This window comes from Nisaea sp. (assembly GCF_039990255.1).
Taxonomy (GTDB): Bacteria; Pseudomonadota; Alphaproteobacteria; order Thalassobaculales; family Thalassobaculaceae; genus Nisaea.
This window is the reverse complement of record NZ_JBDXGG010000004.1, coordinates 361,237-385,911: the sequence shown is the minus strand read 5'-3', so window position 1 is coordinate 385,911 and position 24,675 is coordinate 361,237. Positions and strand designations below refer to the sequence as shown.

The window sequence follows — 24,675 nt, the reverse complement described above, 5'->3', positions numbered from 1 at the left end:
GCGTTATTCTGCTGCTTCAGCCAGCGCCACTTCCACGAAGGTGCGGCCGTTGCTCTTCCGGCGGAAAGCAACTTTGCCTTCCGACAGCGCGAACAGGGTATGGTCACGTCCCATGCCGACATTCTCGCCCGGATGGAACTTGGTGCCCCGCTGCCGGATGATGATGTTGCCCGGGATCACGGCTTCGCCACCGAACTTCTTGACGCCAAGACGGCGTCCGGCGGAATCGCGACCGTTACGGGAACTACCGCCTGCCTTTTTATGGGCCATGGATTACTCCTTCGTCTCGGCTTCGGCCGAAACCTCTGCCGGAGCTTCAGCTTTCGCCGGAGCTTTCTTGGCAGCGGCCTTCTTCGGCGCGGCTTTCTTCTTACCGTCGGCCAGGATGTCGGTCACGCGCAGCACTGTCAGTTCTTGACGGTGTCCGCGGGTCCGGCGATAGCCCTGACGGCGCTTCTTTTTAAAGACGACGACTTTGTCGCCTTTGGTCTGCTCAAGCACTTCGGCGCGTACAACAGCTCCTTCAACAGTCGGCGCACCAACTGTGAGGTCTTCGCCTTCACCCAGCATCAGAACGTCAGCAAGATCAACGGAAGAACCGGCGTCGCCGGAAAGCTTCTCAACCTTGATAACGTCGTTCGGGGTGACTTTGTACTGTTTACCGCCGGTTTTAACGACTGCGAACATTGTCAATACTCTGGCAATGAAAAGGGCGCGCGGACACTTACTCCCGCGTCAGAGCGGCGGACTATACTCCTGACGAACTTCAAGTCAACAGCGGATTGCCCGGTTTTTGAGAGAATCTGCGGGGCAGGTATGCTGCCCCCGGATGTCCGCATCGTCGCCAGATCCGCCCCCTATATATAGTGTCTGAAGAGAGGTGGCGCAAAGCCCCTGTAATATAGGTAAAGCAGCTCACGGTACTGTATTCGCTTCCGGTATGGTTTTGATGCGGCGATGCGGTGCCGGATACGATCCAATCAGATGCAGAGATCAGGTTTCATGACCCAGAGAAGACGCTCTTTCGAAGATCCGGCAGTCGCGGCCGCATACCAGTCTTTTCCCGTTAAGGAGCGGGAAGGGTTGCTGATATTGCGCGGTCTTATTTTCGAGACGGCGGCGGATACGCCGGGGGTCGGGCCGCTTGAGGAAACGCTGAAATGGGGCCAGCCGTCCTATCTGACGCCAAAAACCAGATCGGGTTCGACCATCCGGCTGGGGCTGCCGAAACAGGGCGGGTTTGCGCTCTATACCCATTGCCAGACGACGATCATTCCGGATTTCAGGAACCTGTTCCCGGATGAATTCGACTATGAAGGCAATCGAGCGGTGCATTTCAAGGAGGGCGCGTCTCTACCGCTCGACCCCTTGCGGATGCTTGTCCGCAGCGCCCTGACCTATCATCTCAAGAAGGCCGCACCGGCCCGTGTTCCCGCCGCGTCGGGAGAATGAGCGGCACTGTTGAATTCCGGTATTGAAACCGGCTACCCGCCCCGCTATGTTCCGGCCCCTGTTCGGAGAGGTGCCGGAGTGGTTGAACGGGACGGTCTCGAAAACCGTTGAGCGCGCAAGCGTTCCGAGGGTTCGAATCCCTCTCTCTCCGCCAGACCTTTTTCCCTATTAAAATCAAAGTATTGGAATGGTATCTGTGGGTGCCTTTGTAACGATTTTATGGGCGTGAATTTGTTGTATATCGACAGGTTCCAGTATAGCCGGATGCTATTTTTGATGGCGCTGTAGTCGCTATGTTTCGATCCTTACTTTTTGTCCTTGCTTTGTTCTCTCTATCAAATAACAGTCAAATAAGCTGTTACGTGATTAACAAATTGTTTTTAAAGTAAAAATTTTCATTCAGAGGGTGATTCGGGGCGAGTCAATCATTTAACTATCAAAAAGAGACGCTAAGCCCAAAATGGTAGGTAGCGTGCATTTTTCTTCCCCTGGTTAAGGTCGTAGGGCTTGATTAATTTGGCGTCTAACGCGTCCCGAATAATCCGGGATGCCTGGGCGCTGTTGTGCTCTTCGATTCCAAAGCGCTCTCGGACTGAGGTATTAGTGACCGGCTCACGCATGACATGCTTTAGGCTGGCATGCAGGTAGCATGCATGATTTCGTTCATCACGATCCATGTCGCGAAGATCTTTGTGTGAGAAGAGGATTGCTCGAAACGACTCTCCGCTAATCTCCCACCGAGGCGGAGGTAGCTGATAAAACTCGGTTTCGAAAACTACTTTGTCGACGCCACTTCCGCGCTCTTCACACAATCCGATTCGGCGCATAAATGCCGCTAGGGCTTCGTTTCGCGATCTTGGAGGTTGGTCGAGAAGCCTCTCTACATCGCCGAGAGGAATGCCTGGATTGGTAACCTCTACACGATCATCAAAAACCTCCACCATTGGTCCTGCACCGCTGATAGTGAAGTCTTGGTGAATCAGTGCATTCGCAATTAGCTCGCGTAAAGCGAGATCCGGGTATAACGGAACTTCACGCCGAATTGCGTCACCGATCACTTCATTGCGAGGCAATAGAGCTTTCAGGTAATCCATCAGGCCACTAAAGCCGGTTGCGTAGCCTTTAGTGCCCTCGATTTCTCGTTTGGTCTTGATGCGTCCCCGGCCGTCATAAATTACAAGTCGAATCCGTTTTCTAGATACAGTTGGAAAAGAGCCAAGATCGCGAGAAAGTAAAGTAGCGCCAAGATTGGTGATGTCGTAATGTCCAGAATCATTTTTCTGTATGAGTCTATCGTTTATAAGACATTCCAGAACACCATCCGTCTCAGATGGTAAATAAATATCTTGTATTTGAAAATAAGATTCGTAATCCAATAAACGAAGGACGTCTTTTTCGTTTTGGTCTGATAGTGCAATTTGCTTTTCAAATGGTGTATTGTCGAACGATCGCCAAAGCTTTCTTTCGATTTCAGGAACATCTTGCAGTGATCGTTTGTTAGATCCAATACGGACGATCTCTTTTCCCGAAAATGCTGTCGGTCGACCTCGCGCAGCAGGAATTTCTAGAACTATGATCTGCTGCCCATCGACCTGCAGTCTATGAAACTGAAAATGCAGCCTCGGCTGCATCATTTGAACAAGCCAGCTTTCGAGGTCTTGATTACCTTTTTTCGCTGTCTCTGGTTTGAAGGTCGTTCCGACGATGTTGTGGTCAGAATTACGAATGCCCCAAATACAATAAGCGGTTTCTACTTCACAGAGGGCGGCTGTATTCGATAATGCAGCAATCAGTTCGCCAATCATCTGAGGATCATCGTTATTTTCTTTAAATTCAGTCCATTCTGTCTCGGCAGGGAGCTTGCACATTTCTCTTACTAGCCGCTCTAGTTGGTTTGAATTATTTGCGTTTATCATTATTTTCTCAGTCCGAGCGGGGTGGGGTTGGTGTTCCTTGGACCCTCTGCAGAGAGTCCAGGTAACTGGTTGGGTGTCAAAGTATGGCAAACGCCTTATCGATGAACTAGCTCAAGAGGCGATAAACCGATGCTCTGCCGATAGATAGCCTTTTTGCGATGTCGGTTGCGCCAATACCTTCGTTATGCAGCTTACGGATAATGTTGGGGTCAATCTCTGGCTTTCGGCCTTTATAGACCCCTTTTGCTTTGGCTTTGGCAATTCCTTCAGCCTGACGCTCCTTGCGCAAATTAGTCTCGAATTCAGCAAAAACGCCAAGCATATCAAGGAACGCCTTCCCGGCGGCGGTCGTGGTGTCCACCGGCTGCTCTGTGCATGCGAGAGCAGCGCCTTTTTCCCGGATCGTAGACACGATGCGCTGTAGGTCTGCGATAGAGCGCGCTAGGCGGTCAATCCGCGTTACTACGAGCGTGTCTCCATTCCGGAGGAAGTCGAGCACTGTGGCAAGCTCAGAGCGGCCTTGAGTGCTGGTTCCGGATGCTTTCTCCTTCCGCACAACTTCGCATCCGGCAGCGCGTAGCGCTTCAACCTGCAGTGATGTGTCTTGGTCGGTGGTGCTGACGCGGGCGTATCCGATCATAGTCATGGCGCGGCCTCTTTGTGTCTCGTTTGACTCTAGACCTTATCTTTGTATTGTCTCGTAATGCGAAAAGAAACTCTAATAAGACGAATTGTGTGTCTCATGTGAGTGAGTCTCTTGGGTATACCTAAATGGGACTAATTCAGCGCCTTAACGCAAATGGGCAAAGGGCAGAAAGCTTGGTCGCTCAAACTGCCGGGTTGCCGAAAACGGCAGCGGTAAAATGCCCGGGAAATTTCTAAAGCCGCTTAACTTCCATAAACCAGCTTGAATTTGTCTGAATCGCGAAAGGAGCCAGGTGCTGCGCGATGTGAGCCGAGAGTGAGCAAAGTGCAAGGACGCGACGGTCGCTTGAGCGCACGACGAGGCGGACCGGAAGTTGGTCTCTATTTGTTATCGTGAAGTCACACGAGATCGGAGCCGTAGTAGCGGAAGTGGCAGGTCAAGCTTATCCGGCCAATTTGAACTCGTCCGATGTTTCACCATGGTCGCTGGCGCTTAAACGGTTTCCGTGTGTTCGATTTGCATCCGAAACGATATCACCCCAGTAATCGCGGGCAATATTGGTCATGTGGTGGTTCATGGATATGGGCGGGCAGCCGATAGCTTTTTCTGTCTTGATGACTGACTTAAGGCAATAGCGACCCCATCCCAGCGCACCGAATGAACCCTGGAAGCATTTAGCGTCGTCATGCTTGGCAATCCGGACAGCGAAACGACCGGCAACCATTTTGGGGTCACTCGCAAACGGGCCTGAGACCCTACGGAACGCAGCTTTGATAACGGAGAGGTCTTCATCGGTCTGGGTGATGATGCAGCCGTGAAGGTGAAGAACATTCGACTTGCTGATCTCCAAAGCGAACCAAGCGGGGAAGATGTGACCATCTTTAGTTAGATGTCGGTTGAGGCGGTGGGCTACGTATCCAACGGCCCCCTTTGGAGACTTGTAGGCCTTAGAGGCAATGTCGTGGTCGAGATTGATGGTGAACGGCTTCGCGTGGCTGCCCTTGGCTATTGCGGATTGAGCCAAGAGAGCCTTCTCCTGACCGGTGAGATTCCGCCATTTCCGGAGATGGTCATTTGATACTACTGTAAGGGCAGAAGCGTGAGGTTCCGTTGAAAGGCGGCAAAGCCGCAGAGAGCCACGGGCTTCCGGGTCGTATGAGATTGTGGGCCGGTCGCGACGGCGGGAAAATTTGTCGGTTGTTGTCGTCGAAATCGCCGAAGAACGGGCGCTCCGGTCCTGGCCGATAGTTGTTTTGCGATTAGACATTAAACCTCTCAGTCAAACGCTTTTGGTGCATGGCGCCGAGCTGTTGGAGGGGGCGGTGTCGAACCCTCTAGAAATGTCTATAGCGGTTGATCAGAGGTATGCAGACGATTTGGGAAATTTTCTCAAAAGAGCCTAAGCTAAGGTAGTTTCGATTATTCGGAGCGCTCGTTGTGTAGGCTCTGATGTCTCGCCTGAGGTATATTCGCCTGGGCCAGTTTGACGAACGCCGTTCGTCATTTCAGGCTGCGGCAAAAAACTCCCATTCTTCCTCCTTAAGAGCTTTCTCGTCTTCCGGTGAGAAAAGATCGGTAAGGCACGGACCAGGCTCCTTCATGAAGGTGTTCATGGACTCCTCAAGAGCTTTCTCATCTTCCGGTGAGATAAGGTCTGTAAGGCACGGAGCGGGCTCCTTCATGAAGGTGTTAATGGACTCCTCAAGTGCGGCGAATTCTTCATCGCTCACCAGGTGGGTGTCGAGTTTGCTCATGTATTGGAGGGCTCGCGCTCAGTCAGGGGCGCTTCGACGCGGTGGGTGCGCTCCACGATGGCAAGCTCGATAATGGTCCCCATCGGGCGACGCTCAATGCGAGCCAAGCGTCTTAGAGCTTCCCGTGTTGATTTTGTAACGTAGACCGTTGTCCGATTCGGGCTGTGAGGCATGGCGTTCTCAGAATAAGTAAGATATGAAATATTGTATATAAAGAATAGATAAATGTCTAGTAGAATAAGACATGAAAAAACGATGGCAGGATGGGGGTCAATATTTGTATAAATCTAAAGGACTTCGGTTTTTCGCGCCTATACCATTACAAATTTATCGGATAATAAGGGATTTTCTAAATTGAATATTTACAAATTTTTGTGATGGCCGACCAGTCGATGCTGTCAAAGTTAGCTTTATTGAGAGCCTCTTGGCGCGCTTCAATGGAAAATTCGTGGATGTAGACCGCTCCGGAAGACTTATCAGCGTGGCCGGCGATTGCGTCGTTCAATTCTTTGCTAACGCCAGCCAGCGAGAGCGCGGTTTTAAGGCTGTGCCGGAAAGAATAAAAAGTCTTAGTCCGATCATGGATCTTGAGTGATGGGAGATAGGTCCGATTGAACCACCGAGGGAGCCGATCAGTAAATTTGCCCGATGCTGTCGGGAGCCAGTCGGGGAAAAGCCGGCGCGCGCCATTCTCACGCAGTGATTCAACTCGTTCCAAAAGACCAAACTCGATTAGACGCTGGTGCACTGGGACGAGCCGGATGCTCGCTTTGTTTTTGAGGCCTTTTGCGAAATCGATTACAAGAACACCCCGCTCCCGCCTGATTTCGTCGAGTTCTATTCGAGCAATCTCCGCCGGTCTCGCGCCCGTATGAAGGGCAAGCAGCAAAGCCCAATGCCTGGTCTCTAACGGCACTCCAGTGGCGAAAAGAGGCGGGCCAAAGATTTTGGCCAAGTCGTCCGGACTGAAATGCAGCCGCGATGGGTCTTTTTGACCGGCCCCTTCCTCTACGCGAATCCCGGCAGCAGGGTTGTCGGGAATAATGGCGTTGTTAGCCATCCAAGAAAAAATTGCTTTGATGTGCGCAAGCCATTTGTCGCTGATTGTGCCGGGATTCAGCCTTGGAAAAGGTTCTGCCCGCTTGTCATTGGCCTCTATGGCCTCCGGTAGCGTTAAACCGCGGAATCGTTTGACGTAATTACTCGGAGTTCGAAGCAGCGCCCGCTTGTATGCGAGCACATCCTGCCGTGAGATATCGCATACGGACTTAGCCTCGCCGAAGAATTCTTCGATCATTCGAACCGCGACCGCATGTTCTTTAGCAGTGTCCGGTCGAATGGTCGTTCGCTCCTCATGGAACATGGGGAGCAGTTCACTCAGCGTCTTCGTTGAGTGCTCGCTGATAACCCGAGAGCGGCCAAGCTCACTGATGGTCGACGGGATAGTAGGCTTCTGGTCGAGCAGGACGGGAAGGGAGGGCTCCGAAAGAGTGATTGCGCCGTTGTCGCGTTCAAGCGCTCTTGCAAGCACCTCCAGTTTCACCTCGGCGAGCAGTCTGAGGAGTTCTAGACGTTCGGGAGTGCCTTTGATCGCCGGCGCTTCGCCTCTATCCGCAATTTCGTCAGCAGCCCAGCCCATTAATGTTTCGGCCTCTTCTACACCTACCCGCCCCACGGCCAGGCGACGAAGAGAGGTTGCGGCAATGCTACTGGTCAGCTCGTTGAATTCTCTGGCCTGCTTCTTGCCACCGTTCGCGCGTTCGTCGTCGTCTCTCTCAAGCTCCCGTTTGTAGAAATCTCGGGCGATCTTTGTCAGAGGCGGCGCCTCGGAAGCAAGTTGGTTTCTGGCTTGATCAATTTGATCGAGTAAGCTCGCGACGACGGAATGATGATTTCGCTCTGCGGTGCGCTTGTCCGCCCCCAGAGGTTCCCGCAATTCAGTCTTTCCGATGATGCGGCGCAGCCCCGGCGGGACTACGACTCGGGCATAAAACCGTCCATCGCGATATAAAATGTGCTTGGTTTTCCCCGCCATCGAAGGCCCTCAGAATTTCGATTTTGTAACATGGTTTGTAACATCAAAGTGGGCGAAAATATCAATTATATCGGTGGTTTGTAAGGGTTCTGCGAGGCTTGAGCCCGATTGGCGGAGTGTCCCTCTCTCTCCGCCAGACTTCCATAAGTCATATATTCTTCATGTAGATGAGTAAGTCCGTTACGGGATCCAAGGTGCCGGAGCGCCGATCTTTTCCGGCAAGCTAAACCCATCTCAACTGGCCCCGGTCTAGTTGTTTCATCGGAAAGCGGCAAACCTGAGCCGAAACCGCACTGATGCGGGAGAGTTATGAGCGCACTGTGTCGTGAGATTGACTGAGTACATATAACTCTTATGTTCAGTTTTCATGCGCATAGTGGCGCCGGGGGAATTGATGGGCGTGTGGTCGGTTGGGATTGTTGACACGGGGGTAACGGACGAGACGGAAGGCGTCTACGGCGCCAGTCTGTTCGAGTACGATTACTACGACGGGGACAGCGATACCGACGGAGGGCGGACAACCTCCCATGGCTCCCTTGTTGCGACATCGGTTGAACTCACCAATGAGGCACTTGAGCGGCTCGACCTGAAGGTCAGCGGTAACAGCGAAACAGAAATTTCGCCCTCGGCGGTTAACAGCGCGCTCACTCAGATCGGTGTCCTGCATGATGCCGGATGGCATATCGGCGCCTACAATATGAGCTTCGGCAGCACGAGTTATTCCTGGACGTCGACTTTTCAGGCGCAGATCGATGCACTTGCCGAACGCGGCATATTCGGGGTCGCGGCTTCGGGCAATGACGGCACCGGCGTTGGATTTGAGAACGCGAGTTATCCGGCGCGTCTCTCCAACGTGATTTCGGTCGGCAGCCATGACGGTAGCGGCAACCCGAGCTGGTTCTCGCAGAACAACTCCTCCACCGTTCACCTGCTTGCTGACGGCGAGGACTTCCCGGGCACTGGTGATGATGGGACAAGCTTCGCTGCGCCTCAGGTATCCGCGACGGTCACCACCATCCAGGCGCTTGTCGAAGGCGTCACGTCGGACCGGCTCTCGTTCGACGAGACAATTGATGTGTTGCAACTGGGTGGCGCCGGTCCGCAGTCGAGTGCGGATCCGGTCGACGGCGTGACGACCTATTTCCTGCACACCCATTCCGGATCGGTCGATTATGCTTTGTCGACTTATGTCGACCCGGTGTTCAGCGGCCTTGAATATATCGCCTCCTATAGCGACATCGAGTCTGCATTCGTCCGGGATGCCGGCGCTGCGCGGTCCCATTATATTTCCACCGGCGTTTATGAAGGCCGGACCGTCGCGTTCGACGGGCTGGAATACGTCGCAAGCTATTCTGATCTGATTGGCGTCTTCGGGACAAACCGCGAAGCAGCAGCCACGCACTATCTTGATTTCGGTCGAAACGAGGGGCGCACGGTCACCTTCGACGCCGACAATTACATGAATGCCAATCCGGACGTTGCCGCCGCCTTCGGCGCGGACGACGACCTGGCGACGCAACACTACATCTCGCATGGGATCTATGAAGGACGGTCGACAGGCATCTCTGTTGGTTCGACCTCCGCGCTGGTGACGGTCGCGCAAGCTGTTTCCGAAGGCTCGTCCGATTTGCCTAAAAACTCAGGCACATCAGGCTATGTCGGGATAGGACAGTCGGCCACCGGCACGATTACTCTCTACGACCACGACTGGTTTCGCACGGAGCTTACCGCCGGAGAAACGATCGTCATTCAGGCGCGCGGCAGTGTCTCCGACGGTGGAACTCTGAACGATCCGGTGTTGCGGTTGTATGACGCCAACAATAACTACCTGGGATATGACGATGACGGTGGCGTCGGCCGGGACGCCTATCTGACCTACACGCCAACCACGAGCGGAGACTTCTACATCGAGGTTGACGGGTTCTACAATTATACCGGCAGCTACACGATTGAGGTCGATTCCGCATCCAATGCTTCACTTTCCACATTGGAGCAAGAGACGGCCTCGCTTGATGTCTATAAAGACCCGGTTGTGGATGATGTTCAGGCGGCGAATCTTGCGGGTAGTGGAACCTATGCAGATTGGGTTTTCTAGCGGGCTCTTTGGTTCAAAAACCAAATCCCAGCCATATTTCAAAGCGATGGCTATCGCGGGCCGATGATGATCGACTACTCTCGCATTGAATTGTTGAAGAGTTTGCTTGATGTCCGCCTTTGCTGCAGATCCTGACTATCTGACAGAAACCCGCCGCCTGATGGCCGACGCCCAGGCGGCGTTTGAGCGTGGCGATCTGGCGGGATCGGTGGACGGTTTCGTGCATGTCGCCCGGCGCCACCCGGCGATAGCGGGTGGATGGGTTCAGGCGGCGGCGGCGGGATTGCGGGCTGGAGTATCCTCGCTTGCCCTGACGGCGGCGCGGCGGGCGATGCTTATTGATCCTGCGTCCCCATCCGCGGCGGCTTTGTTGACTGTTGCCTCCACTGCAGAACCTTTGGCCGGCCGTCACAGGGCGACCGCGCTCTGGGCGCTGACCCATCCGGGCAAGGCAGAGGCACTGGGCGCGCTGGCGAGCAGTTACCAGGAATTGGGGCAGTCCCGGGAGGCCGAACGGGCTGCGCGGGATGCCCTGCATGCCGATCCGAGCATGGCGTGGGTGCGTGTCAATCTTGCTGTGATCCTGCGTGAATCCGGCCGTGAGGTGGGAGCGGAGACGGAGTTGCGCCGTGCCGTGATTGCCGAGCCGGGGACTAATCTGGCCTGGCGGCGGATGGCTGGCTTTGCCGAGACTCTTTCGAAGCTTGATCTTGCGCGCAGAGCGGCCCGCCGGGCTTTGGTGATTGACGCTGAGGATCACGTGAGTGCGGTGTTCCTTTCGATTGTCGAGCGCCGTCAGGGCGATCTTGAAAGTGCGCGGCAGCGTTTGCAGGCTCTGCCTGAGGCGCTGGAGGGTGAGGCGGGGCGTGATGCGGTCGAGTTTGAGCTCGGGACCGTTCTTGACCGGCTTGGCCGGTACGATGAGGCCTGGGCTCATTTCGAGCGGGGCAATGAGATCGCGGTCCAGCGCGCGCCGTCGGGTACTGCCGATCCGCGCCTGTTCGTGAACACGCTCAATGCCTATGCCGGGGCGGTGTCGAACGGATGGCCGGCGCGCTGGACGCCGCTTCTGGAGGCGGAGCCGCCCGCCGTGTTCATGATCGGTTTTCCGCGCTCCGGGACAACATTGCTCGACCAGATTTTGGATGCCCACCCGGATGCAGGGGTGATTGAGGAGCAGCCCGTGCTTTCCAGCGTCGGGGCCGGGTTCGCGGCGCTGGGCGAGGGAACGCTGGCCGAACGGCTTGCCGCGCTCACGGAGGCTGACGCCAACCGGCTGCGCGCGGAATACCGGGCAAAGCTGGCGCGCTGGGCAGGGGAAGAGGGAAGTCGGCCGCGTGTGGTGATCGACAAGATGCCGCTCAATATCGTCTATCTTCCGCTTGCCCTCAGGCTCTATCCGAATGCGAAGGTGATTTTGTCTCTGCGCCATCCATGCGACTGCTGCCTGAGCTGTTTCATGCAGTCGATCAAGCTCAATTCGGCTATGGCCAGCTTCACCTCGATGGAGGGTGCCGCCGGTTTCTATGCGCGCGTCATGGCGCTGTGGCAGGAGATCGAGCGGACGCTTTCGCCTGACCATATTACCGTGCGGTACGAGGATCTCGTTGCGGATGCGGAAGGAACTGCGCGGCGGGTGACCACCTTCCTCGGTCTCGACTGGACCGACGCGGTTCTCGATCACACAGCGCATGCCAAGGCGCGGGGAATGATCCGGACCCCCAGCTTCCGGCAGGTGTCCGAGCCGATCTATACACGTGCCGTTGGCCGGTGGGCGCGGTACTGGGACCAGATGTCGCCTTATCTTGATACGCTTGCGCCCTATGCCGCGCATTTCGGCTATGGCGATCCGAGGGCGATCCCGCGCGGGGAAGACGACTCCGAGAGTTAACGCCGGGTCCTGAACCTGTCCTTTCCAATAAACTCCAGGTTTGGAACGCTTCTTGCTTGCCTATCCTCACGACAGAGGCACGCCGCCGGGCGGGCCTGAACACGTGATGGAAGCAGTGGCCGATGGCATTTGCCGAAAGAATGGATTCCAAGTCTTCAGTCGCCGACGGCCTCCAGATGCACAGTTTTGGATTCTGGCACCAGGGAGTTGTGCCGGGCGACTGGTCACGGGAGGTCATTGCCCGCAATCTGGAGGGAGAGGACTTTAAAGAATACCGGCGGGCCTCGGATCCGTCTCATCTGCGCGATGCGGGCGCGCTATTGCCCGAGGCGAGAGATGCACAGCCGGATGAGATCGTGGTCGAGACAGGAAGTCTTGTTGCCGGGCAGACCTCTGAAGAAACCATTGCTGCGGTTGGGCGGCTGGTTGCGGCCTATGGAACAGATGCTGAAGGGGAAGCGATCGACGCAGATGCTCTCGTCCAGCCGTCTGGTGAGGACTTATACGGGATTGAACTGGTTGATACGGTTGCCGGTGCGGCCCGGCGCGCTGAGCTTGAGGGCTCTCCCATGCATGCCGCCATACGGGGCATGGACGCGGTCGAGAGCTTCCCTGAAGCTAATCTCGACGATATCGGCCTGCTTCGCCGGGTAACGGATCGGGAAGCAGACACTTTTTCTAATCCGGCAGAAGTTGAGCCCTTCCAGCTTGATGCAGCCAGCCAACCACTGATTCAGAGCGCCGACGACTTCTTGATGCTTTGATCGCGATCGGTGCCGCTATCGCCGACTTTTGTTTCCGGACTGCCCCCTTGCGCTGACGCGCCGGCGCTGGTTCCATGCTTTGGTCTCCTCATCCCGAGATTCATTTCAAGAGCAAAACAATGTTCGCCTCCAGTACCGGTGCTTCTCTGCCCTACCGTTTACGTCTGCCTGGCCCGACCGCCGTTCCCGATCGTGTCCTTCAAGCTGCAGCCCAACCGATGATTGCTCATCGCGGGCCTGAATTCCTGGCCCGTTTCAAGGCGATACAGGATCGGTTGCAACCGATCCTCGGCCGGTCCGGCGTGCCGCCCTTCCTGTTCGCCTCGACCGGCATTGGCGCCATGGAATCCGGTATCATCAATGTCGCCGGGCCCGGCCAACGGGTGCTGATCGCGACCAATGGACAGTGGGGTCCGGTATTCCGGCGTCTGGCCGAAGGAATCGGCGCCGAGGTCGACGAGGTGGTCACGGAGGTTGGCGAGCCAATCGATCTTGATGGCGTGCGCCGGGCGCTCGGCGAGAAGTGCTATGCCGCCGTCCTGACGGTGCATAGCGAAAGTTCGACCGGCGCTTTGACTGATTTGAAGGCCCTTGGCGGGATTGTTGCGGAAACGGAATCTGTTCTGGTTTGCGACAGTGTCAGCGGTCTTGGCGGAGCCGAGATGCGGGCTGATGAATGGGGTGTCGACGTCGTTCTCTCCGCCTCGCAGAAATGCCTGATGTGCCCGCCGGGTCTCGGTATTGCCAGTATCAGCGAGAAGGCCTGGGGCGTGATCGAGCGCGATGATCGCGGCCCGCGCGGCTATTTCGATTATCGCCGCTTTCGGCCGATGGCGGAGAAGGGCGAGCCGACCTATACGGCGCCGGTTGCCATGCTGAATGCCCTCGACGAGGCCCTGACCATGATCGGCGAGGAGGGGCTGGACGCGACACTGGCACGGCACCTGCGGCTCAATCGCGCGCTCACTGCGGGGCTTGAAGCACTTGGCTTCTCTGTCTTTCCAACCGGCACACCGAGCCCGACACTGGTTGTGGTGAAAACCCCGGACGGGGTCTCCGCCCCGGCGCTGATCGCGCATCTGGCGGACCGCTATAACTGTATGATCGCTGGGACCCGTTTCGAAAAACTGAGGGATCGCCTAGTCCGGATCGGTACCATGGGCTGGGTCGACGATGCGGATATCCTGCTGGATTTAGAACAGATCACTGCCGCGTTGAACGGCCTTGGTGGCAAGGCGGACAAGGAACACGCGCTGGCGGCCGCAAAGGCCGTTTTCGCCAGATAAAAAACAGAAGGGGAGCGGTTCATGACTGCGCGGGACAATTGGGGTTGGAAAGCCCGTATCGGCATGTTCATCGTCGGTAGTGAGGCTGTTCCGGAAGCGGAATGGTGGGCGATGCTGCCGCCTCATGTCTCCGTCCATGCCGCTCGTGTCACCGCGCCTGCCCCTTGGGCGACATGGGACGCTGCCCGGACACATGTCACCTTGTCAGAGGATCTGGCGCGAGGAGCGCGGCAATTCGCCTCTATGCGTCTCTCCGCCGTGGTGCTCGGCCACAGCTCCAGCAGTCTGGTTGGCGGCAAGGGCTGGGACGACGCTGTCGCGCAGGGTCTGTCGGAGCTCCTCGGGTCCGATGTCCCTGTAACCACTAATGCTCTCGACTGTTTTGCCGCTCTGAAAACCTCGAACGTTAAAAACCCGTTCCTGGTCCTACCGCCCTGGTTCAACGATGCGACTCTTGCTGTCGGCCTTGGTTATTTCCGTGACCACGGCATCGAGCCCGCCGGGATGCTGCGCTTCGATCCGGGCCCCGGCTGGCGCGATGTGCCGACCGGCGACATGTACCCGCTCGGCCTCGGCCTTGAGCAGCAGATCGAACCGCTCTATGCCCAGATCAGAGCCGCCTGCCCGGATGAAGCCGATGGTGTACTTATTCTCGGTACCGGCTTCCGCTGCGTCGGGATCATTGCAGCGCTGGAGGAGGATCTGCAGCGACCCGTAATCAGTGCCAATCAGGCGAGTCTCTGGCATTGCTTAAAGCTTGCGGGTGTGCGGACGAAAGCTGACGGGTACGGGAGCCTACTGGCAGGGTAGTTGACAGACGCCCGTATCGCCTCAGCTTATCGTGCCGAGCACGCGTTGCTGTGGCCGATTTTGAACGCGCTGGTAATTCACCGTGCCGACACGACAAGCTCATCAAGTCGGCCTTCTTCGATACTTAGCCGGCCGTCCATGTATGCTTCGCGGAGTGCGCGCTGAGGATAAGGCGCAAGTTGTTTGTCGGTTGCGCGGTCATGTAAGTGGATCGTGACATCTGGTTTGCCCGATCCAACAGTCCGGCACTGGTCGCCGGGTCCGGTAGTCGTGATCGTCCCGCTCTTGATCATCCGGGTCAGAATCTTTGCAAACAAAAACGGCCCGTCCCCAAATTTACTGAAGAAGGCGATGACATGGACCGTTGCAGTCAACCTATTCGAACCCCGCAAACTATGAACTAAATGGCAAAGCAATGCTTAACGATGTGTCAGGTCGTGAACAAATCCAAATAGTTATATCGAATATATGGATTTATGGGGGTGGAACGGGTGAGGCGAATCGGCGCGAAGCGTGCTATGCGATCCTTCGCCTGAGCCAGTCCGTCAATTGTTCCATTGCCAGAACGATCACGAAAATCGCCAATATTATTGTCGCGGCTTTCGGGTACTGGAATAGCTCGAAGGCGCTTTTCAGCTCCTGACCGATGCCGCCGGCGCCGACGATCCCAAGCACCACGGAGGACCGCACGGACAGCTCCAGGCTGAACAGGCTGGTATTGATGAAGGACGGCATGCAATCCGGCACGACGGCAGCGAACAGGATATCGATCTTGCGGGCGCCAGCAGCGTCGAGTGCCTCGCGGGACTGCCGGTCGGAATCTTCCATGGATTCGGCGAAAAAGCGGCCGCAGAAGCCGGCGGTATCGACAATGATCGTCAGCGTTCCAGCAACAGGGCCGAGGCCGACGGCCGAGACAAAGAACAATGCCCACACCAGATCCGGCACCGTGCGGAACAGGGACACCAGCATGCGGGCGGCCCAGCGGAGGGGTCCCAGCGGGGACAGTCCCATGGCGCCGCACCAGGCCAGAGGAAAGCTGACAAGGATGCCGAAGAATGTTCCGGCGAGGGCGATCTGAACGGTCTCAAGCAGGCGCATCGCCATCCGCCCGAGGAAGGCGGGGTCTGTCTCGGGCGGCAGCATTCTGTCGAGCAGGGAGCCCATCCGCGGCAGGGCGCCGGCCAGCCGCTCTGGTGAAGGCGTGACCTCACCGATGGAGGCGACCAGAAGCGCGCCCAATGCAACCAGAAGAGCGAAGCGCAGCGGGTTGAGACGAGCAATGCGAGGCATGACGGATTGTGCCGCACGGAGATCAGTTGCCATGGAACACGGGCTCCAGATCGGCAGTTATGAGATCTGTGCAGGCGGCGTCCAGCATCACAGAGCCGGCTTTCAGCGCGATGACCCGGTCCGCGTAAGACAAGGCGTGGCGCATATCATGCGTGGTGAAAAGCAGGGTGCAGCTGCGCGTCCCGGCCAGCCGGTGAAACAATGTCATGATGTCGCTCCCTGCCACCGGGTCCAGGCTGGCCGCTGGTTCGTCCGCGATGATCAGGGTGGGCTTGTGGACGATGGCCCGGGCGATGGCGACGCGCTGGGATTGGCCGCCGGAAAGTGTATCCGCACGGGCATCCCATTTGTCACCTAGGCCGACCGCATCCAGTGCGGCGCGGGCGTCTTCGCGGACTGCATGCGGGGCGAGCATCTGATGCCAGACTCGCATGCCGAGGCCTTGGCCGAGATAGCCGTTCACCACGTTCGACAGAGCGCTGGTACGGCGTACCAATCCGTGGAACTGAAAGACGAAACCCAGCTGGCGGCGCAGAGCCTTGCGCTGGCATGCGCTTGGGCTGCCGGAAAATGTCTCGCCGAGAATATCGACATCCCCTGCGCTCAAAGGAACAAGCCCAGCGAGACAACGCAGCAGGGTCGATTTGCCGGCTCCGTTCGCGCCGATCAGGGCGACACGCTCGCCCCGACGGATATCAAGAGTGACGTCTTTCAGAATGGGCTTACCGGGCGCGAAGCTCTTCTGCGCCCGGCGGACCTTGATGATGGATGAACTCATGCAATGGTACCGATGAGGGTGATGCCATCGCACGAACGCTCGAGACAGCAGGTCCCGGCGCCCGTGCCCGGCTTGCTCCTGTCAGTCGCCGACGAAGCTGGTGAAGCGTTTGACGCCAATGGTCTTGTACATGGAGCGGACATAATCGTAGTCGGCATCGTTGACCGACGAGAGGAAGAAACCGCCACGATATTTCTGGTTGTCATCGCCCTTCAACACGGCGGCCAGAAGGTCTTTTCCATCCTCTTCAAAGGCTTTGCCGACTTTCTCCACGACGTCCTTGTCGAGACCAGAGCGTGCGACGAGAATGTCGTTCGGCAGGTCTCGGCCGCGTGCGATCACTGTGAAAGCAACGTCCGGATAGGCCTTCCGGGCTTTCTGCAGATGGCCGAAATTCATGCCGATGGCGCTGATGTCGCCGCGAATCAGGGCTTCGATGGCGATGTTGCGGGAGATGATTTTCGGCTCGTAGTCACGACCGTAATCAAGGCCGAGATCGGCCAATGCCTGCGCTGGGCCGAGATGCTGGGAGGTGGAGCCGACGGAGCCGAAAGAGATCACTTTGCCTTTCAGATCGCTGACCAACTTCACGGGACCGGTCGCCAGAGTGACGATCTGGGCGAAATAGTCGGGACGTTGCCATGCGACAACAATTTCCGGCTTGGCAAGCTCCTTGAGCACGACATATTCAGCCGGACCGGTCAGTACGAAATCGACCTGGCCGGATTTCATCGCTTCGACGGCCGCAGTCCGGTTGCCGACCGGGAAGAGTTCAACCTCAAGACCCGTGCTTTTCTCTATTGCCGTCTCGAAGGGACCGAATTCCTGATGCAGGGCCTCAAGCCCTTCAATATCGGTAACGGCGACGCGGACAGCATCGGCCGCTTGTGCAATGGTCGGAAAAGAGATGGCCATGATCGTGACCGCAAGGATTTTGCGCAGCATCGTAATGCCTCCAAATGTCGGCTTGTCGCCCGGTTAATCTGAGCGATCGACATTATCGGAGTGGTATCTCTCTCTGATGTTGGGGCCGTGTTGTCTTGATGTCGGTTCGGTGACGTTTTCATGTCATGGCTTTATCATCCGCTGTAAAGGTGATCTTTATCTCCACCGGAGCGATTCTCATGCGTCTTGTTTTTGATCATCTCGCCATAGTGGCTGCGGATCTTGAAGCTGGTGCCGACTGGGCCAGCGAGCGGCTCGGCGTCGATATGACTGTTGGCGGCGCGCATCCTAAAATGTGCACCCACAACAGACTGACCCGAACCGGCGCGGACAATTTCCTCGAGATCATCGCCATTGACCCTGAACAAGCCGAACCGGGAAGGCGGCGCTGGTACCGGATGGACGATCCAGTGGTTCATGAAATGACGCGGGCGGCGCCGCGGCCGCTTTCCTGGATTGTTGCGACAGACGATCTGGACGCGATGCTTGGCACGGCCCGGGATCTTGGTCTCGATCTGGGTCGGCCAGTTCAGGTCAGCCGGGGAGACCTGACCTGGCGGATTGCCGTTCGAGATGATGGAGATTTGCCTGAGGCCGGGACTCTGCCCGTTTTTATCCAGTGGCCGGAGGGGCCGCATCCTGCAACCCGTATGCCGGATCTCGGCCTTTCGATCTCAGGGCTTATTTTACGCCATCCGGAGCCGGAACAACTGGGCCGATACCTGTCGGGGCTTGGTGTCCGCGATATGGTTCAGCTGGAGGTTGGCCATCCGGGTATAGCGGCTGAAATTTCACGCTCGGACGGTCCAACTGTACTGATTGACTAGAGTGAAGGCGCGGTAGGCACCTCGTCCCGCGGCACCAGGTCCTCAAAACTCTCGTCGAGGCCAAACCCGAGGTCGATCAGCTCGCGCCGGATCACCTCTGATTTAACCAGGACAGGCCGAGCCGCTGCCGAAGGGCGAAGACGGTCGATTTCGTCATCGGCAAACATGATGAACCCATCAATGCCCGGCTCATCCGACCGCAAGGGAACTGCGCAACTTTCGGAGCGGCGTTCTTCACCATTGTCGTACTTCTGGAGCAACTCGACCCTGAATGCACAAGGGATGCTTACGGCCATTTCCATAGATTGCATGGCATAACTCCGGTGCGCCGGATCGACGAGATTGTAGTAACTGGTGCCCACAAGCTTTTGAGAGAACCGCTCCCGGAGTCCCTCTCCTGCGATACGGAAAGTACAAGTGGAGTCGAGGGAGACGGCCGCGAGCGCGAGACGGGCCATGATTGGCCCGAATTTGGAAATATCCAAGCCGTTCTTGAAAGGAATTCTGCCATCGCCATTCTGCATGAGCTCTGCATATCCAGTTGCGAGCAACGTGCAGCTGCGTGTCACGAAATGCGGAAGCGCAGTCGCGATTTCTGCATGGTAATCGGGTTTGTGCGAGATCCAGCGCGACATGTATGACTTCCCTTTGTAGGCGGCAGAGAAGCTTCCTTTGATGGACACTCACTTTTGCTCTGCACGTTACTCTCGACCAGATGGCTTTCGAATTCGTAAATGGCTCATAAGGCCAATGCAGAATCCGTACCGATTTTGCCGGGCGTTATGTTTTCTCCCGGAGTCGCCGTTAGATGCGCGACAAGGCGGCGTCTTGCGATTAGGTCAGGGTCGCTATATCTGTACGCCGCCGCCGCGCTGCAGTGCGATCAAGCGCATTAAGCACGCGAGTGGCATCTGAAACCCACCCGGACCCGCGCCAGCATGAGCAAGATCCAGAACCCGTCCCTGCCGAAAGACAAAATCAAATTTCTGTTGCTTGAAGGAATTTCCGAGACAGCATTGCGGCAGCTTGAGATTGCCGGATACCCTTGCGTCGAGCGGCAGGCGAAGGCTCTGGAAGAAGATGCGCTGAAAACAGCACTGAAGGATGTCAGGCTACTTGGTATCCGCTCTCGTACGAAAATGACCGAGAGCGTCTTCGCCGCGACGGACAAGCTGATTGCGCTTGGGTGCTTTTCGGTCGGCACCAATCAGGTCGACCTGGAAGCTGCAAAGCGCAAGGGCATTCCTGTCTTTAATGCACCTTTCTCAAACACACGCAGCGTCGCGGAACTGACGATCGCCGAGATTGTCATGCTGTTCCGGCGGACTTTCCCGCGCTCCGTCGGGGCACATGAAAGCCGGTGGGAAAAATCAGCGCTGGGCAGCCGGGAGATCCGCGGGAAGACACTCGGGATCGTTGGGTACGGAAATATCGGCACCCAATTGGCGAATCTGGCCGAGGTAATGGGTATGCGGGTGATCTATTTCGATCGTACCGACAAGCTCAGTCACGGAAACGTGGAGCCCGCCGGGACACTGGACGCATTGCTGGAAGCGTCCGATGTGGTTTCTTTGCACCTGCCGGAAACCCCGGAAACCAAGGACATGATTGGCGCCCGCGAGATCGGCAAGATGAAGCCGGGCGCCTATCTCATTAATAATGCCCGGGGTACCATTCTGGACGTGGCTGCGTTGGCTGAAGCGTTGAAAAGCGGGCATCTTGCCGGGGCGGCTGTAGATGTATTTCCGACAGAGCCGAAATCGAACGCGGACCCGTTCCAGTCTCCGCTGCAGGGGCTGGACAACGTGATCCTGACGCCGCATGTCGGTGGCTCGACCGAGGAAGCGCAGGAGCGCATCGGCGAGGAAGTCATCCGCAAGATGATCGAATATTCCGATGTCGGATCTACTGCTGGAGCGGTGAATTTCCCCGAAGTGCAGCTTCCGCCGCGTCCTGCCGGGACCCGATTCATCCAGGTGCAGCGTAATCTGCCGGGCGAACTTGGGCGCCTTAACGATGTCTTCGCCGCTCACAATATCAACATCGCGGCTCAGCATTATCAAACGGACGGCGAGATCGGTTACGTCGTGCTGGACGCGGAAGGTCATGTTCCAGAGGCGGACAACGTGATCCGCGCCGTTCGGGCGCTTGAAGGCACGATCCGCGCCCGGGTTCTTAACCGGGTCAGCTGAGCACGTCTCGGGGGGCCAGGCTTCTTGGTGTACTGATACCGGCAGGATAGAGTTGTGTCGGGGAGACTGAAATGGATGCACTCTTTGACATGTTGCGGCGTGACGATCTTGTTGCGCTCGCGGTCTTCATAACCTGCTGGTTTGGCTACGAGACCTTCGTCGCCGTCAGGATCAAGCGCGGGCACGGTTTGCCGTCTGCGATGCAGGCTTGGCGGCGCGACTGGTTCGAAGCGTCTGCCACTCGTGAAAACCGGATCATCGATATCCAGATCCTGCGCTCGCTTGCCGGAAATTCGGCCTTCATGGCCTCGACCAGCATCTTTGTAGTTGGTGGTCTTGCTGCTGTGTTCGGTGCCTCTGAGCAGGCCGTCGCAGTGCTCAACCGTTTTCGTTTTCTGGTCGAAACGAGTCAGGACCGGTTCGGTCTGAAGATCGCTTTGCTGATCTTCATCTTCATCAATGCCTTTTTCCGGCTGGCCTGGTCGATGAGGCTGCACAACAACGCGGCGGTGGTTCTGGGGGCGATCCCTCAGCCCGAATTCGAGAATCTGCGGGAGGTTGGCCGTGAGCGCGGTGGGGTTGCCGCGGAGCTCACGAGCCTGGCTGCCCGGCACTATAACGGTGGCGTGCACTCCTATTATTTCGGCCTCGCGGTCTGCACATGGTTCGTGCATCCGTTCGCTTTCATCGCCGCATCGCTCTGGGTCGTCGCGGTGCTGCATCGCCGGGAGTTTCGTTCGCGGGCATTACGTACGGTCCGACGGAACTAGAGGTCCTTGGCGAAGCGTAATCCGTCATAGATCGATGCGTGGATGTTGCGGGAGGCCACGGCATCGCCTATCCGAGCCAATGTGAAACCTGCTTCAGGATTGTGTGCTGGAAAGGCGTCTTCGCCCCGGATCAGGGCTTTGTAATCCACGGCGCCAAGATTGCGGGACTGAGGTTTTAGATCAAAATATAGCTCGTCCATCGGCAGGGTGCCGTGTTCGACGACCACATGATCCACCGCACGGGTCTCCGTCCGTTCCCCATATTCCACCAAGTGTGACGAGCAACTCGTTGCCGTTGCGCGAAACGCCTTTCAGCTGGGTGTTGATCGTGATCCGGCTGGCCGACTGATGCAGGGCCTTGGCATAGGCAGCATGGTTCAGCCCGCCGATCTCCGGCGCGAAGAAGCGCTCCGGCGTGACGACTTCGACCTCCGCCCCCTTCTCGATCAACATTTCCGCCGCCTGCATGCCGGGATGGCCGCCATAATCATCAAGAACCAGCACCCGGCCAGGTGAGTAGGGTGAGGTGCTTGGCCTGAAGGGGCTACAGAAGCGGGGCTCGGGTTTCTGGTCATCAGCGTCTCCGAGAAGAGAGGGCGGGAGACATCACGCTAGCAGTTTGCGGCCTATGTGAACGCTTCAAGACGAGATGAATGCCGTTCCTAGAAAATTCCGGCTTCCAGTCCCGCAGCCATGCCGGCTCCGAGATCGCGGCAATCCTCGATAAATCTCCGGTCAAATGCGCCGCGGCAGACCAGCGGTTCCTGAACCGCCCGCCAACGCAGTCCGGTGGTGATCGATTGTACTGCCCGGCAGGTACCGGTTCCGTCGTGCCCCGCGCGGACAAATAGCGCATAAGGCAGGCCCTGGGTTTCCTCCAGGCAGGGATAATAGATCCGGTCGAAGAAGTCCTTCAGCGCCCCGCTCATGTAGCCAAGATTCTCGGTTGTTCCGAGGATCACGGCATTGGCGGCAAGGACTGCGTCCGGATCCGCATCAAACGGAGAAAGACAGGTCACTTGCACACCGCCGCCCGCCGCCACGGCGCCGGTGTGAACCGCATCCAGCAGGGCACGCGTATTGTCCGACGGAGCGTGCGCAACGATAAGAAGTGATTTCCTCATTCATCAACCGTAGCAAATCCCAACCAGCAAATCCGCATCGGGTCGCGCTGTGCTTATTCTTGCCGATGGGGAACCGTTGGAATTCCAGTGATCGACTCCAAATCGTGGCAGTGCCGCTTGCAGCCCGGCGGCGACCGAGTAGAGTTGCCGCCAACAGACGTAGCCGAGGCTACGTAACCTGAACCGGAGAAATACCGAAAAATGCCTGACAGCCAGAACATCCCTTCAAACGATGTGATCGAGACGCTCCTCAACCGGGTCAGCGTTCGCAAATACACTGACGAGCCAGTCACTGAGGAGATGCTCGACACGATCCTGAAGACTGCGTTCCGGGCGCCGACATCCTCAAACATCCAGACCTACAGCGTTGTCGTGGTGCGCGATCAGGAACGGCGCAATGCATTGATGGCGGCTTGCGGTAACCAGCGGCATATCGGCACGGCACCTGTCTTTCTCGCTTTCTGCGCGGACATCACGCGGATCGAGAATGCGGTCGTTCGCAACGATCATGACCTAGAAAGCAACAACCTCGAAACGGGTTTGGTGTCCGCCATCGATGCGTCGTTGGTCGGGATGTCGGCATACCTCGTGGCGGATAGCCTGGGGCTCAAGGGCGTGATGATTGGTGGCGCCCGTAACAAGCCGTTCGAGGTCGCCAAGATTCTCGGCCTGCCGCATCGGGTCTTCTGCGTCTTCGGCATGTGTCTCGGCTGGCCGGCGGAAGCACCGGCCCAGAAGCCGCGGATGGACTATGACAGCGTGGTGCATTTCGAACAGTTCGGCAAAAGCCGGACCGGCGCCGACGCGGCAGCAATCGTGGATAGTTACGATGCGGCGCTTGCGCAGCATTATCGCTCCCAGGGCCGCGAGACCACCGATGCGTCATGGTCCGACGACATGGACAAAAAATTCGCTCCGCCGCTGCGCGACGATCTGCGTGAGCGGCTTAAAGAGCTCGGATTTGATTTCCGCTAGAACGGGGTAAAAGCAGAGTCGGGCTGTAACGGCCCGGACTGCACAGGGAGGACTGGACATGGACTGGAAAGACCGCCGCCGACGGTTTCGCGACATCATCGAGGGCGAGCGGTGCATTCGTCCAGCCTCCGTGCATGACGCACTATCTGCCCGAATCGCCGAGGATCTTGACTTCGAGGCGGGAATGCTTGGCGGTTCGGTTGCGTCGCTCGCAGTCCTCGGTGCACCGGATGTGATGGTGCTTACCTTGTCCGAGCTTGCCGGGTTGGTGCTGCGGATCAATCGTGCGGGTGGCTTGCCGCTGATGATCGATGCGGATCACGGCTTCGGCAATGCGCTGAACGTTCGCCGCACGGTGGAGGAGCTGGAGACGGCGGGTGCGGCGGGGCTTTCGATTGAGGATACGGATCTGCCCGAGCCATTCAGTAGCGGCGGCACGGCCCGATTGCTCAGCCTTGAAGAAGGTGTGGGCAAGATGCGTGCGGCGCTTGCCGGGCGGCAGGACCCGGATTTGGTCATTGCCGGGCGGACCAGTGCGGCAAGCATCAATGGGGTAGCGGATGCCATTGCACGGGCGAAGGCATACGAAGAGGCTGGCGTCGATGTGATCTTTCTGATTGGCATCAAGACACGGGCAGATCTCGATGCGGTCTCCGAGGCGGTGAGCCGCCCGCTGATCATCGGCGGGGTGCCGCCGGAGCTGGACGATTGGGATTATCTCTCAGCGCGCCGCGTTCGCATTGCCCTTCAGGGGCATCAGCCGATAGCCGCGGCTATCGCGGCTGTGGAGGCAACGCTGCGGGCCCTGCGCGATGGCTGTCATCCGTCCGAACTTGGCTCGCTCGCATCACCGGATCTGATGCGGCGTCTGACCCGTGCGGACAGTTATGAGGACATCTCGGAGCGCACGCTTGGCAGGAATTCGGGCGACTGAATGGAGCGAATAGCCGAAGCATATCGGCGATTCGGACCCGATTTGGAATCGACCGGGAATTCTTGACGATTATCTATACGCGAAGGCCTTGATCACGGTGCCTGCAAGAGAGTTCAGGCGAGTAAGCCGTGTCGGAATTGCTTTCGGGGAAAGTTTTTTAGAAAATGAAGTGTCTTTACAAATATTTA

Annotated in this window: 26 protein-coding genes and 1 tRNA gene; 12 read left to right on the top strand and 15 right to left on the bottom strand. The window is 57.3% G+C overall.

The features are described 5' to 3' along the window. Window positions 1–3 precede the first annotated feature (3 nt). Both rpmA and rplU read right to left on the bottom strand, forming a co-directional pair. Window positions 4–270: a 50S ribosomal protein L27 gene (gene rpmA, locus ABJ076_RS02550; RefSeq protein ID WP_028466096.1), complete on the bottom strand. Its 267-nt coding sequence runs from the start codon at window positions 268–270 to the stop codon at window positions 4–6. 3 nt (window positions 271–273) lie between these two features. Then, the gene (gene rplU, locus ABJ076_RS02545) at window positions 274–687 is read right to left on the bottom strand and encodes a 50S ribosomal protein L21 (protein ID WP_348186649.1); all 414 of its coding nucleotides are present in this window, start codon (window positions 685–687) and stop codon (window positions 274–276) included. A gap of 315 nt (window positions 688–1,002) precedes the next feature. Between rplU and ABJ076_RS02540 the strand changes: the two genes are divergently transcribed. Together ABJ076_RS02540 and ABJ076_RS02535 are read left to right on the top strand one after the other, a co-directional pair. Continuing rightward, the gene (locus tag ABJ076_RS02540) at window positions 1,003–1,452 is read left to right on the top strand and encodes a DUF1801 domain-containing protein (protein ID WP_348186651.1); all 450 of its coding nucleotides are present in this window, start codon (window positions 1,003–1,005) and stop codon (window positions 1,450–1,452) included. Window positions 1,453–1,516: 64 nt separating this feature from the next. After that, a tRNA-Ser gene (locus ABJ076_RS02535) sits at window positions 1,517–1,606 on the top strand. Between the two features lie 295 nt (window positions 1,607–1,901). Here the strand turns inward: ABJ076_RS02535 and ABJ076_RS02530 are convergent. The 5 genes from ABJ076_RS02530 to ABJ076_RS02510 form a co-directional block, all read right to left on the bottom strand. Next, window positions 1,902–3,368 (bottom strand): ATP-binding protein, encoded by a 1,467-nt coding sequence (locus ABJ076_RS02530; RefSeq protein ID WP_348186653.1) that lies wholly within the window; start codon window positions 3,366–3,368, stop codon window positions 1,902–1,904. 106 nt (window positions 3,369–3,474) lie between these two features. Further along, a complete protein-coding gene (locus ABJ076_RS02525) occupies window positions 3,475–4,014 on the bottom strand; it encodes a recombinase family protein (protein ID WP_348186655.1) in 540 nt (179 codons plus the stop codon). 442 nt (window positions 4,015–4,456) lie between these two features. Then, on the bottom strand, window positions 4,457–5,281 hold the full coding sequence (locus ABJ076_RS02520; RefSeq protein WP_348199044.1) for a hypothetical protein: 825 nt from the start codon (window positions 5,279–5,281) through the stop codon (window positions 4,457–4,459). Between the two features lie 238 nt (window positions 5,282–5,519). Then, a complete protein-coding gene (locus tag ABJ076_RS02515) occupies window positions 5,520–5,768 on the bottom strand; it encodes a hypothetical protein (protein WP_348186659.1) in 249 nt (82 codons plus the stop codon). Between the two features lie 349 nt (window positions 5,769–6,117). Then, a complete protein-coding gene (locus ABJ076_RS02510) occupies window positions 6,118–7,803 on the bottom strand; it encodes a site-specific integrase (protein ID WP_348186661.1) in 1,686 nt (561 codons plus the stop codon). A 394-nt stretch (window positions 7,804–8,197) separates the two neighbouring features. Here ABJ076_RS02510 and ABJ076_RS02505 point away from each other — a divergent pair, with 394 nt between their 5' ends. The 5 genes from ABJ076_RS02505 to ABJ076_RS02485 all read left to right on the top strand — a co-directional run bounded on the left by ABJ076_RS02505 (window position 8,198) and on the right by ABJ076_RS02485 (window position 14,649). Next, entirely contained in the window at window positions 8,198–9,898 is a 1,701-nt protein-coding gene (locus ABJ076_RS02505; RefSeq protein ID WP_348186663.1) for a S8/S53 family peptidase, read from the top strand. Between the two features lie 109 nt (window positions 9,899–10,007). Continuing rightward, window positions 10,008–11,789 carry a sulfotransferase gene (locus ABJ076_RS02500; protein ID WP_348186665.1) on the top strand — a complete coding sequence of 594 codons (1,782 nt, stop codon included), beginning with the start codon at window positions 10,008–10,010 and terminating at the stop codon, window positions 11,787–11,789. 122 nt (window positions 11,790–11,911) lie between these two features. After that, window positions 11,912–12,553 carry a hypothetical protein gene (locus ABJ076_RS02495; RefSeq protein ID WP_348186667.1) on the top strand — a complete coding sequence of 214 codons (642 nt, stop codon included), beginning with the start codon at window positions 11,912–11,914 and terminating at the stop codon, window positions 12,551–12,553. Between the two features lie 119 nt (window positions 12,554–12,672). Continuing rightward, window positions 12,673–13,839 carry an alanine--glyoxylate aminotransferase family protein gene (locus tag ABJ076_RS02490; RefSeq protein ID WP_348186669.1) on the top strand — a complete coding sequence of 389 codons (1,167 nt, stop codon included), beginning with the start codon at window positions 12,673–12,675 and terminating at the stop codon, window positions 13,837–13,839. A 21-nt stretch (window positions 13,840–13,860) separates the two neighbouring features. Next, window positions 13,861–14,649: a hypothetical protein gene (locus ABJ076_RS02485; RefSeq protein WP_348186671.1), complete on the top strand. Its 789-nt coding sequence runs from the start codon at window positions 13,861–13,863 to the stop codon at window positions 14,647–14,649. Between the two features lie 77 nt (window positions 14,650–14,726). Here the strand turns inward: ABJ076_RS02485 and ABJ076_RS02480 are convergent, their stop codons facing one another. The 4 genes from ABJ076_RS02480 to ABJ076_RS02465 all read right to left on the bottom strand — a co-directional run bounded on the left by ABJ076_RS02480 (window position 14,727) and on the right by ABJ076_RS02465 (window position 17,665). Next, a complete protein-coding gene (locus ABJ076_RS02480; protein WP_348208791.1) occupies window positions 14,727–15,023 on the bottom strand; it encodes a hypothetical protein in 297 nt (98 codons plus the stop codon). A gap of 142 nt (window positions 15,024–15,165) precedes the next feature. Next, entirely contained in the window at window positions 15,166–15,975 is an 810-nt protein-coding gene (phnE, locus tag ABJ076_RS02475) for a phosphonate ABC transporter, permease protein PhnE (protein WP_348186675.1), read from the bottom strand. Next, on the bottom strand, window positions 15,965–16,720 hold the full coding sequence (locus ABJ076_RS02470; protein ID WP_348186677.1) for an ATP-binding cassette domain-containing protein: 756 nt from the start codon (window positions 16,718–16,720) through the stop codon (window positions 15,965–15,967). The genes phnE and ABJ076_RS02470 overlap by 11 nt, the downstream gene beginning before the upstream one ends. A gap of 81 nt (window positions 16,721–16,801) precedes the next feature. After that, window positions 16,802–17,665, bottom strand: coding sequence for a PhnD/SsuA/transferrin family substrate-binding protein (locus ABJ076_RS02465; RefSeq protein WP_348186679.1), 864 nt, complete (start codon window positions 17,663–17,665; stop codon window positions 16,802–16,804). Between the two features lie 179 nt (window positions 17,666–17,844). Here ABJ076_RS02465 and ABJ076_RS02460 point away from each other — a divergent pair, with 179 nt between their 5' ends. Continuing rightward, window positions 17,845–18,492, top strand: coding sequence for a VOC family protein (locus ABJ076_RS02460; protein ID WP_348186681.1), 648 nt, complete (start codon window positions 17,845–17,847; stop codon window positions 18,490–18,492). On the opposite strand, the gene ABJ076_RS02455 is transcribed toward ABJ076_RS02460, so the two are convergent. After that, a complete protein-coding gene (locus ABJ076_RS02455) occupies window positions 18,489–19,127 on the bottom strand; it encodes a hypothetical protein (protein ID WP_348186683.1) in 639 nt (212 codons plus the stop codon). The two genes, ABJ076_RS02460 and ABJ076_RS02455, sit on opposite strands and share 4 nt — an antisense overlap. Before the next feature lie 303 nt (window positions 19,128–19,430). On the opposite strand from ABJ076_RS02455, the gene serA reads away from it, so the two are divergent. Continuing rightward, a complete protein-coding gene (gene serA / locus ABJ076_RS02450) occupies window positions 19,431–20,684 on the top strand; it encodes a phosphoglycerate dehydrogenase (RefSeq protein ID WP_348186685.1) in 1,254 nt (417 codons plus the stop codon). A gap of 71 nt (window positions 20,685–20,755) precedes the next feature. Next, window positions 20,756–21,454 carry a DUF599 domain-containing protein gene (locus ABJ076_RS02445; protein WP_348186687.1) on the top strand — a complete coding sequence of 233 codons (699 nt, stop codon included), beginning with the start codon at window positions 20,756–20,758 and terminating at the stop codon, window positions 21,452–21,454. Here the strand turns inward: ABJ076_RS02445 and ABJ076_RS02440 are convergent. From ABJ076_RS02440 to ABJ076_RS02430, 3 genes are all read right to left on the bottom strand, one after another. Then, window positions 21,451–21,654, bottom strand: coding sequence for a hypothetical protein (locus ABJ076_RS02440; protein WP_348186689.1), 204 nt, complete (start codon window positions 21,652–21,654; stop codon window positions 21,451–21,453). The genes ABJ076_RS02445 and ABJ076_RS02440 overlap by 4 nt on opposite strands. Next, window positions 21,635–21,958: a hypothetical protein gene (locus ABJ076_RS02435; protein ID WP_348186691.1), complete on the bottom strand. Its 324-nt coding sequence runs from the start codon at window positions 21,956–21,958 to the stop codon at window positions 21,635–21,637. Before ABJ076_RS02435 ends, ABJ076_RS02440 begins: the two co-directional genes overlap by 20 nt. 158 nt (window positions 21,959–22,116) lie before the next feature. Next, window positions 22,117–22,578 (bottom strand): flavodoxin family protein, encoded by a 462-nt coding sequence (locus ABJ076_RS02430; protein ID WP_348186693.1) that lies wholly within the window; start codon window positions 22,576–22,578, stop codon window positions 22,117–22,119. A 201-nt stretch (window positions 22,579–22,779) separates the two neighbouring features. On the opposite strand from ABJ076_RS02430, the gene ABJ076_RS02425 reads away from it, so the two are divergent. Together ABJ076_RS02425 and ABJ076_RS02420 are read left to right on the top strand one after the other, a co-directional pair. Beyond that, window positions 22,780–23,553 carry an NADPH-dependent oxidoreductase gene (locus ABJ076_RS02425; RefSeq protein WP_348186694.1) on the top strand — a complete coding sequence of 258 codons (774 nt, stop codon included), beginning with the start codon at window positions 22,780–22,782 and terminating at the stop codon, window positions 23,551–23,553. Window positions 23,554–23,611: 58 nt separating this feature from the next. Then, window positions 23,612–24,487, top strand: a complete 876-nt coding sequence (locus ABJ076_RS02420; RefSeq protein WP_348186696.1) for an isocitrate lyase/PEP mutase family protein — start codon at window positions 23,612–23,614, stop codon at window positions 24,485–24,487. Window positions 24,488–24,675 lie beyond the last annotated feature (188 nt).

What these genes read in the sequence shown, in the direction of transcription:
- rpmA (WP_028466096.1), bottom strand. Translation starts at nt 270, where the DNA reads ATGGCCCATAAAAAGGCAGGCGGTAGTTCCCGTAACGGTCGCGATTCC.
- rplU (WP_348186649.1), bottom strand. Translation starts at nt 687, where the DNA reads ATGTTCGCAGTCGTTAAAACCGGCGGTAAACAGTACAAAGTCACCCCG.
- ABJ076_RS02540 (WP_348186651.1), top strand. Translation starts at nt 1,003, where the DNA reads ATGACCCAGAGAAGACGCTCTTTCGAAGATCCGGCAGTCGCGGCCGCA.
- ABJ076_RS02530 (WP_348186653.1), bottom strand. Translation starts at nt 3,368, where the DNA reads ATGATAAACGCAAATAATTCAAACCAACTAGAGCGGCTAGTAAGAGAA.
- ABJ076_RS02525 (WP_348186655.1), bottom strand. Translation starts at nt 4,014, where the DNA reads ATGACTATGATCGGATACGCCCGCGTCAGCACCACCGACCAAGACACA.
- ABJ076_RS02520 (WP_348199044.1), bottom strand. Translation starts at nt 5,281, where the DNA reads ATGTCTAATCGCAAAACAACTATCGGCCAGGACCGGAGCGCCCGTTCT.
- ABJ076_RS02515 (WP_348186659.1), bottom strand. Translation starts at nt 5,768, where the DNA reads ATGAGCAAACTCGACACCCACCTGGTGAGCGATGAAGAATTCGCCGCA.
- ABJ076_RS02510 (WP_348186661.1), bottom strand. Translation starts at nt 7,803, where the DNA reads ATGGCGGGGAAAACCAAGCACATTTTATATCGCGATGGACGGTTTTAT.
- ABJ076_RS02505 (WP_348186663.1), top strand. Translation starts at nt 8,198, where the DNA reads ATGGGCGTGTGGTCGGTTGGGATTGTTGACACGGGGGTAACGGACGAG.
- ABJ076_RS02500 (WP_348186665.1), top strand. Translation starts at nt 10,008, where the DNA reads ATGTCCGCCTTTGCTGCAGATCCTGACTATCTGACAGAAACCCGCCGC.
- ABJ076_RS02495 (WP_348186667.1), top strand. Translation starts at nt 11,912, where the DNA reads ATGGCATTTGCCGAAAGAATGGATTCCAAGTCTTCAGTCGCCGACGGC.
- ABJ076_RS02490 (WP_348186669.1), top strand. Translation starts at nt 12,673, where the DNA reads ATGTTCGCCTCCAGTACCGGTGCTTCTCTGCCCTACCGTTTACGTCTG.
- ABJ076_RS02485 (WP_348186671.1), top strand. Translation starts at nt 13,861, where the DNA reads ATGACTGCGCGGGACAATTGGGGTTGGAAAGCCCGTATCGGCATGTTC.
- phnE (WP_348186675.1), bottom strand. Translation starts at nt 15,975, where the DNA reads ATGGCAACTGATCTCCGTGCGGCACAATCCGTCATGCCTCGCATTGCT.
- ABJ076_RS02470 (WP_348186677.1), bottom strand. Translation starts at nt 16,720, where the DNA reads ATGAGTTCATCCATCATCAAGGTCCGCCGGGCGCAGAAGAGCTTCGCG.
- ABJ076_RS02465 (WP_348186679.1), bottom strand. Translation starts at nt 17,665, where the DNA reads ATGCTGCGCAAAATCCTTGCGGTCACGATCATGGCCATCTCTTTTCCG.
- ABJ076_RS02460 (WP_348186681.1), top strand. Translation starts at nt 17,845, where the DNA reads ATGCGTCTTGTTTTTGATCATCTCGCCATAGTGGCTGCGGATCTTGAA.
- ABJ076_RS02455 (WP_348186683.1), bottom strand. Translation starts at nt 19,127, where the DNA reads ATGTCGCGCTGGATCTCGCACAAACCCGATTACCATGCAGAAATCGCG.
- serA (WP_348186685.1), top strand. Translation starts at nt 19,431, where the DNA reads ATGAGCAAGATCCAGAACCCGTCCCTGCCGAAAGACAAAATCAAATTT.
- ABJ076_RS02445 (WP_348186687.1), top strand. Translation starts at nt 20,756, where the DNA reads ATGGATGCACTCTTTGACATGTTGCGGCGTGACGATCTTGTTGCGCTC.
- ABJ076_RS02440 (WP_348186689.1), bottom strand. Translation starts at nt 21,654, where the DNA reads ATGGACGAGCTATATTTTGATCTAAAACCTCAGTCCCGCAATCTTGGC.
- ABJ076_RS02430 (WP_348186693.1), bottom strand. Translation starts at nt 22,578, where the DNA reads ATGAGGAAATCACTTCTTATCGTTGCGCACGCTCCGTCGGACAATACG.
- ABJ076_RS02425 (WP_348186694.1), top strand. Translation starts at nt 22,780, where the DNA reads ATGCCTGACAGCCAGAACATCCCTTCAAACGATGTGATCGAGACGCTC.
- ABJ076_RS02420 (WP_348186696.1), top strand. Translation starts at nt 23,612, where the DNA reads ATGGACTGGAAAGACCGCCGCCGACGGTTTCGCGACATCATCGAGGGC.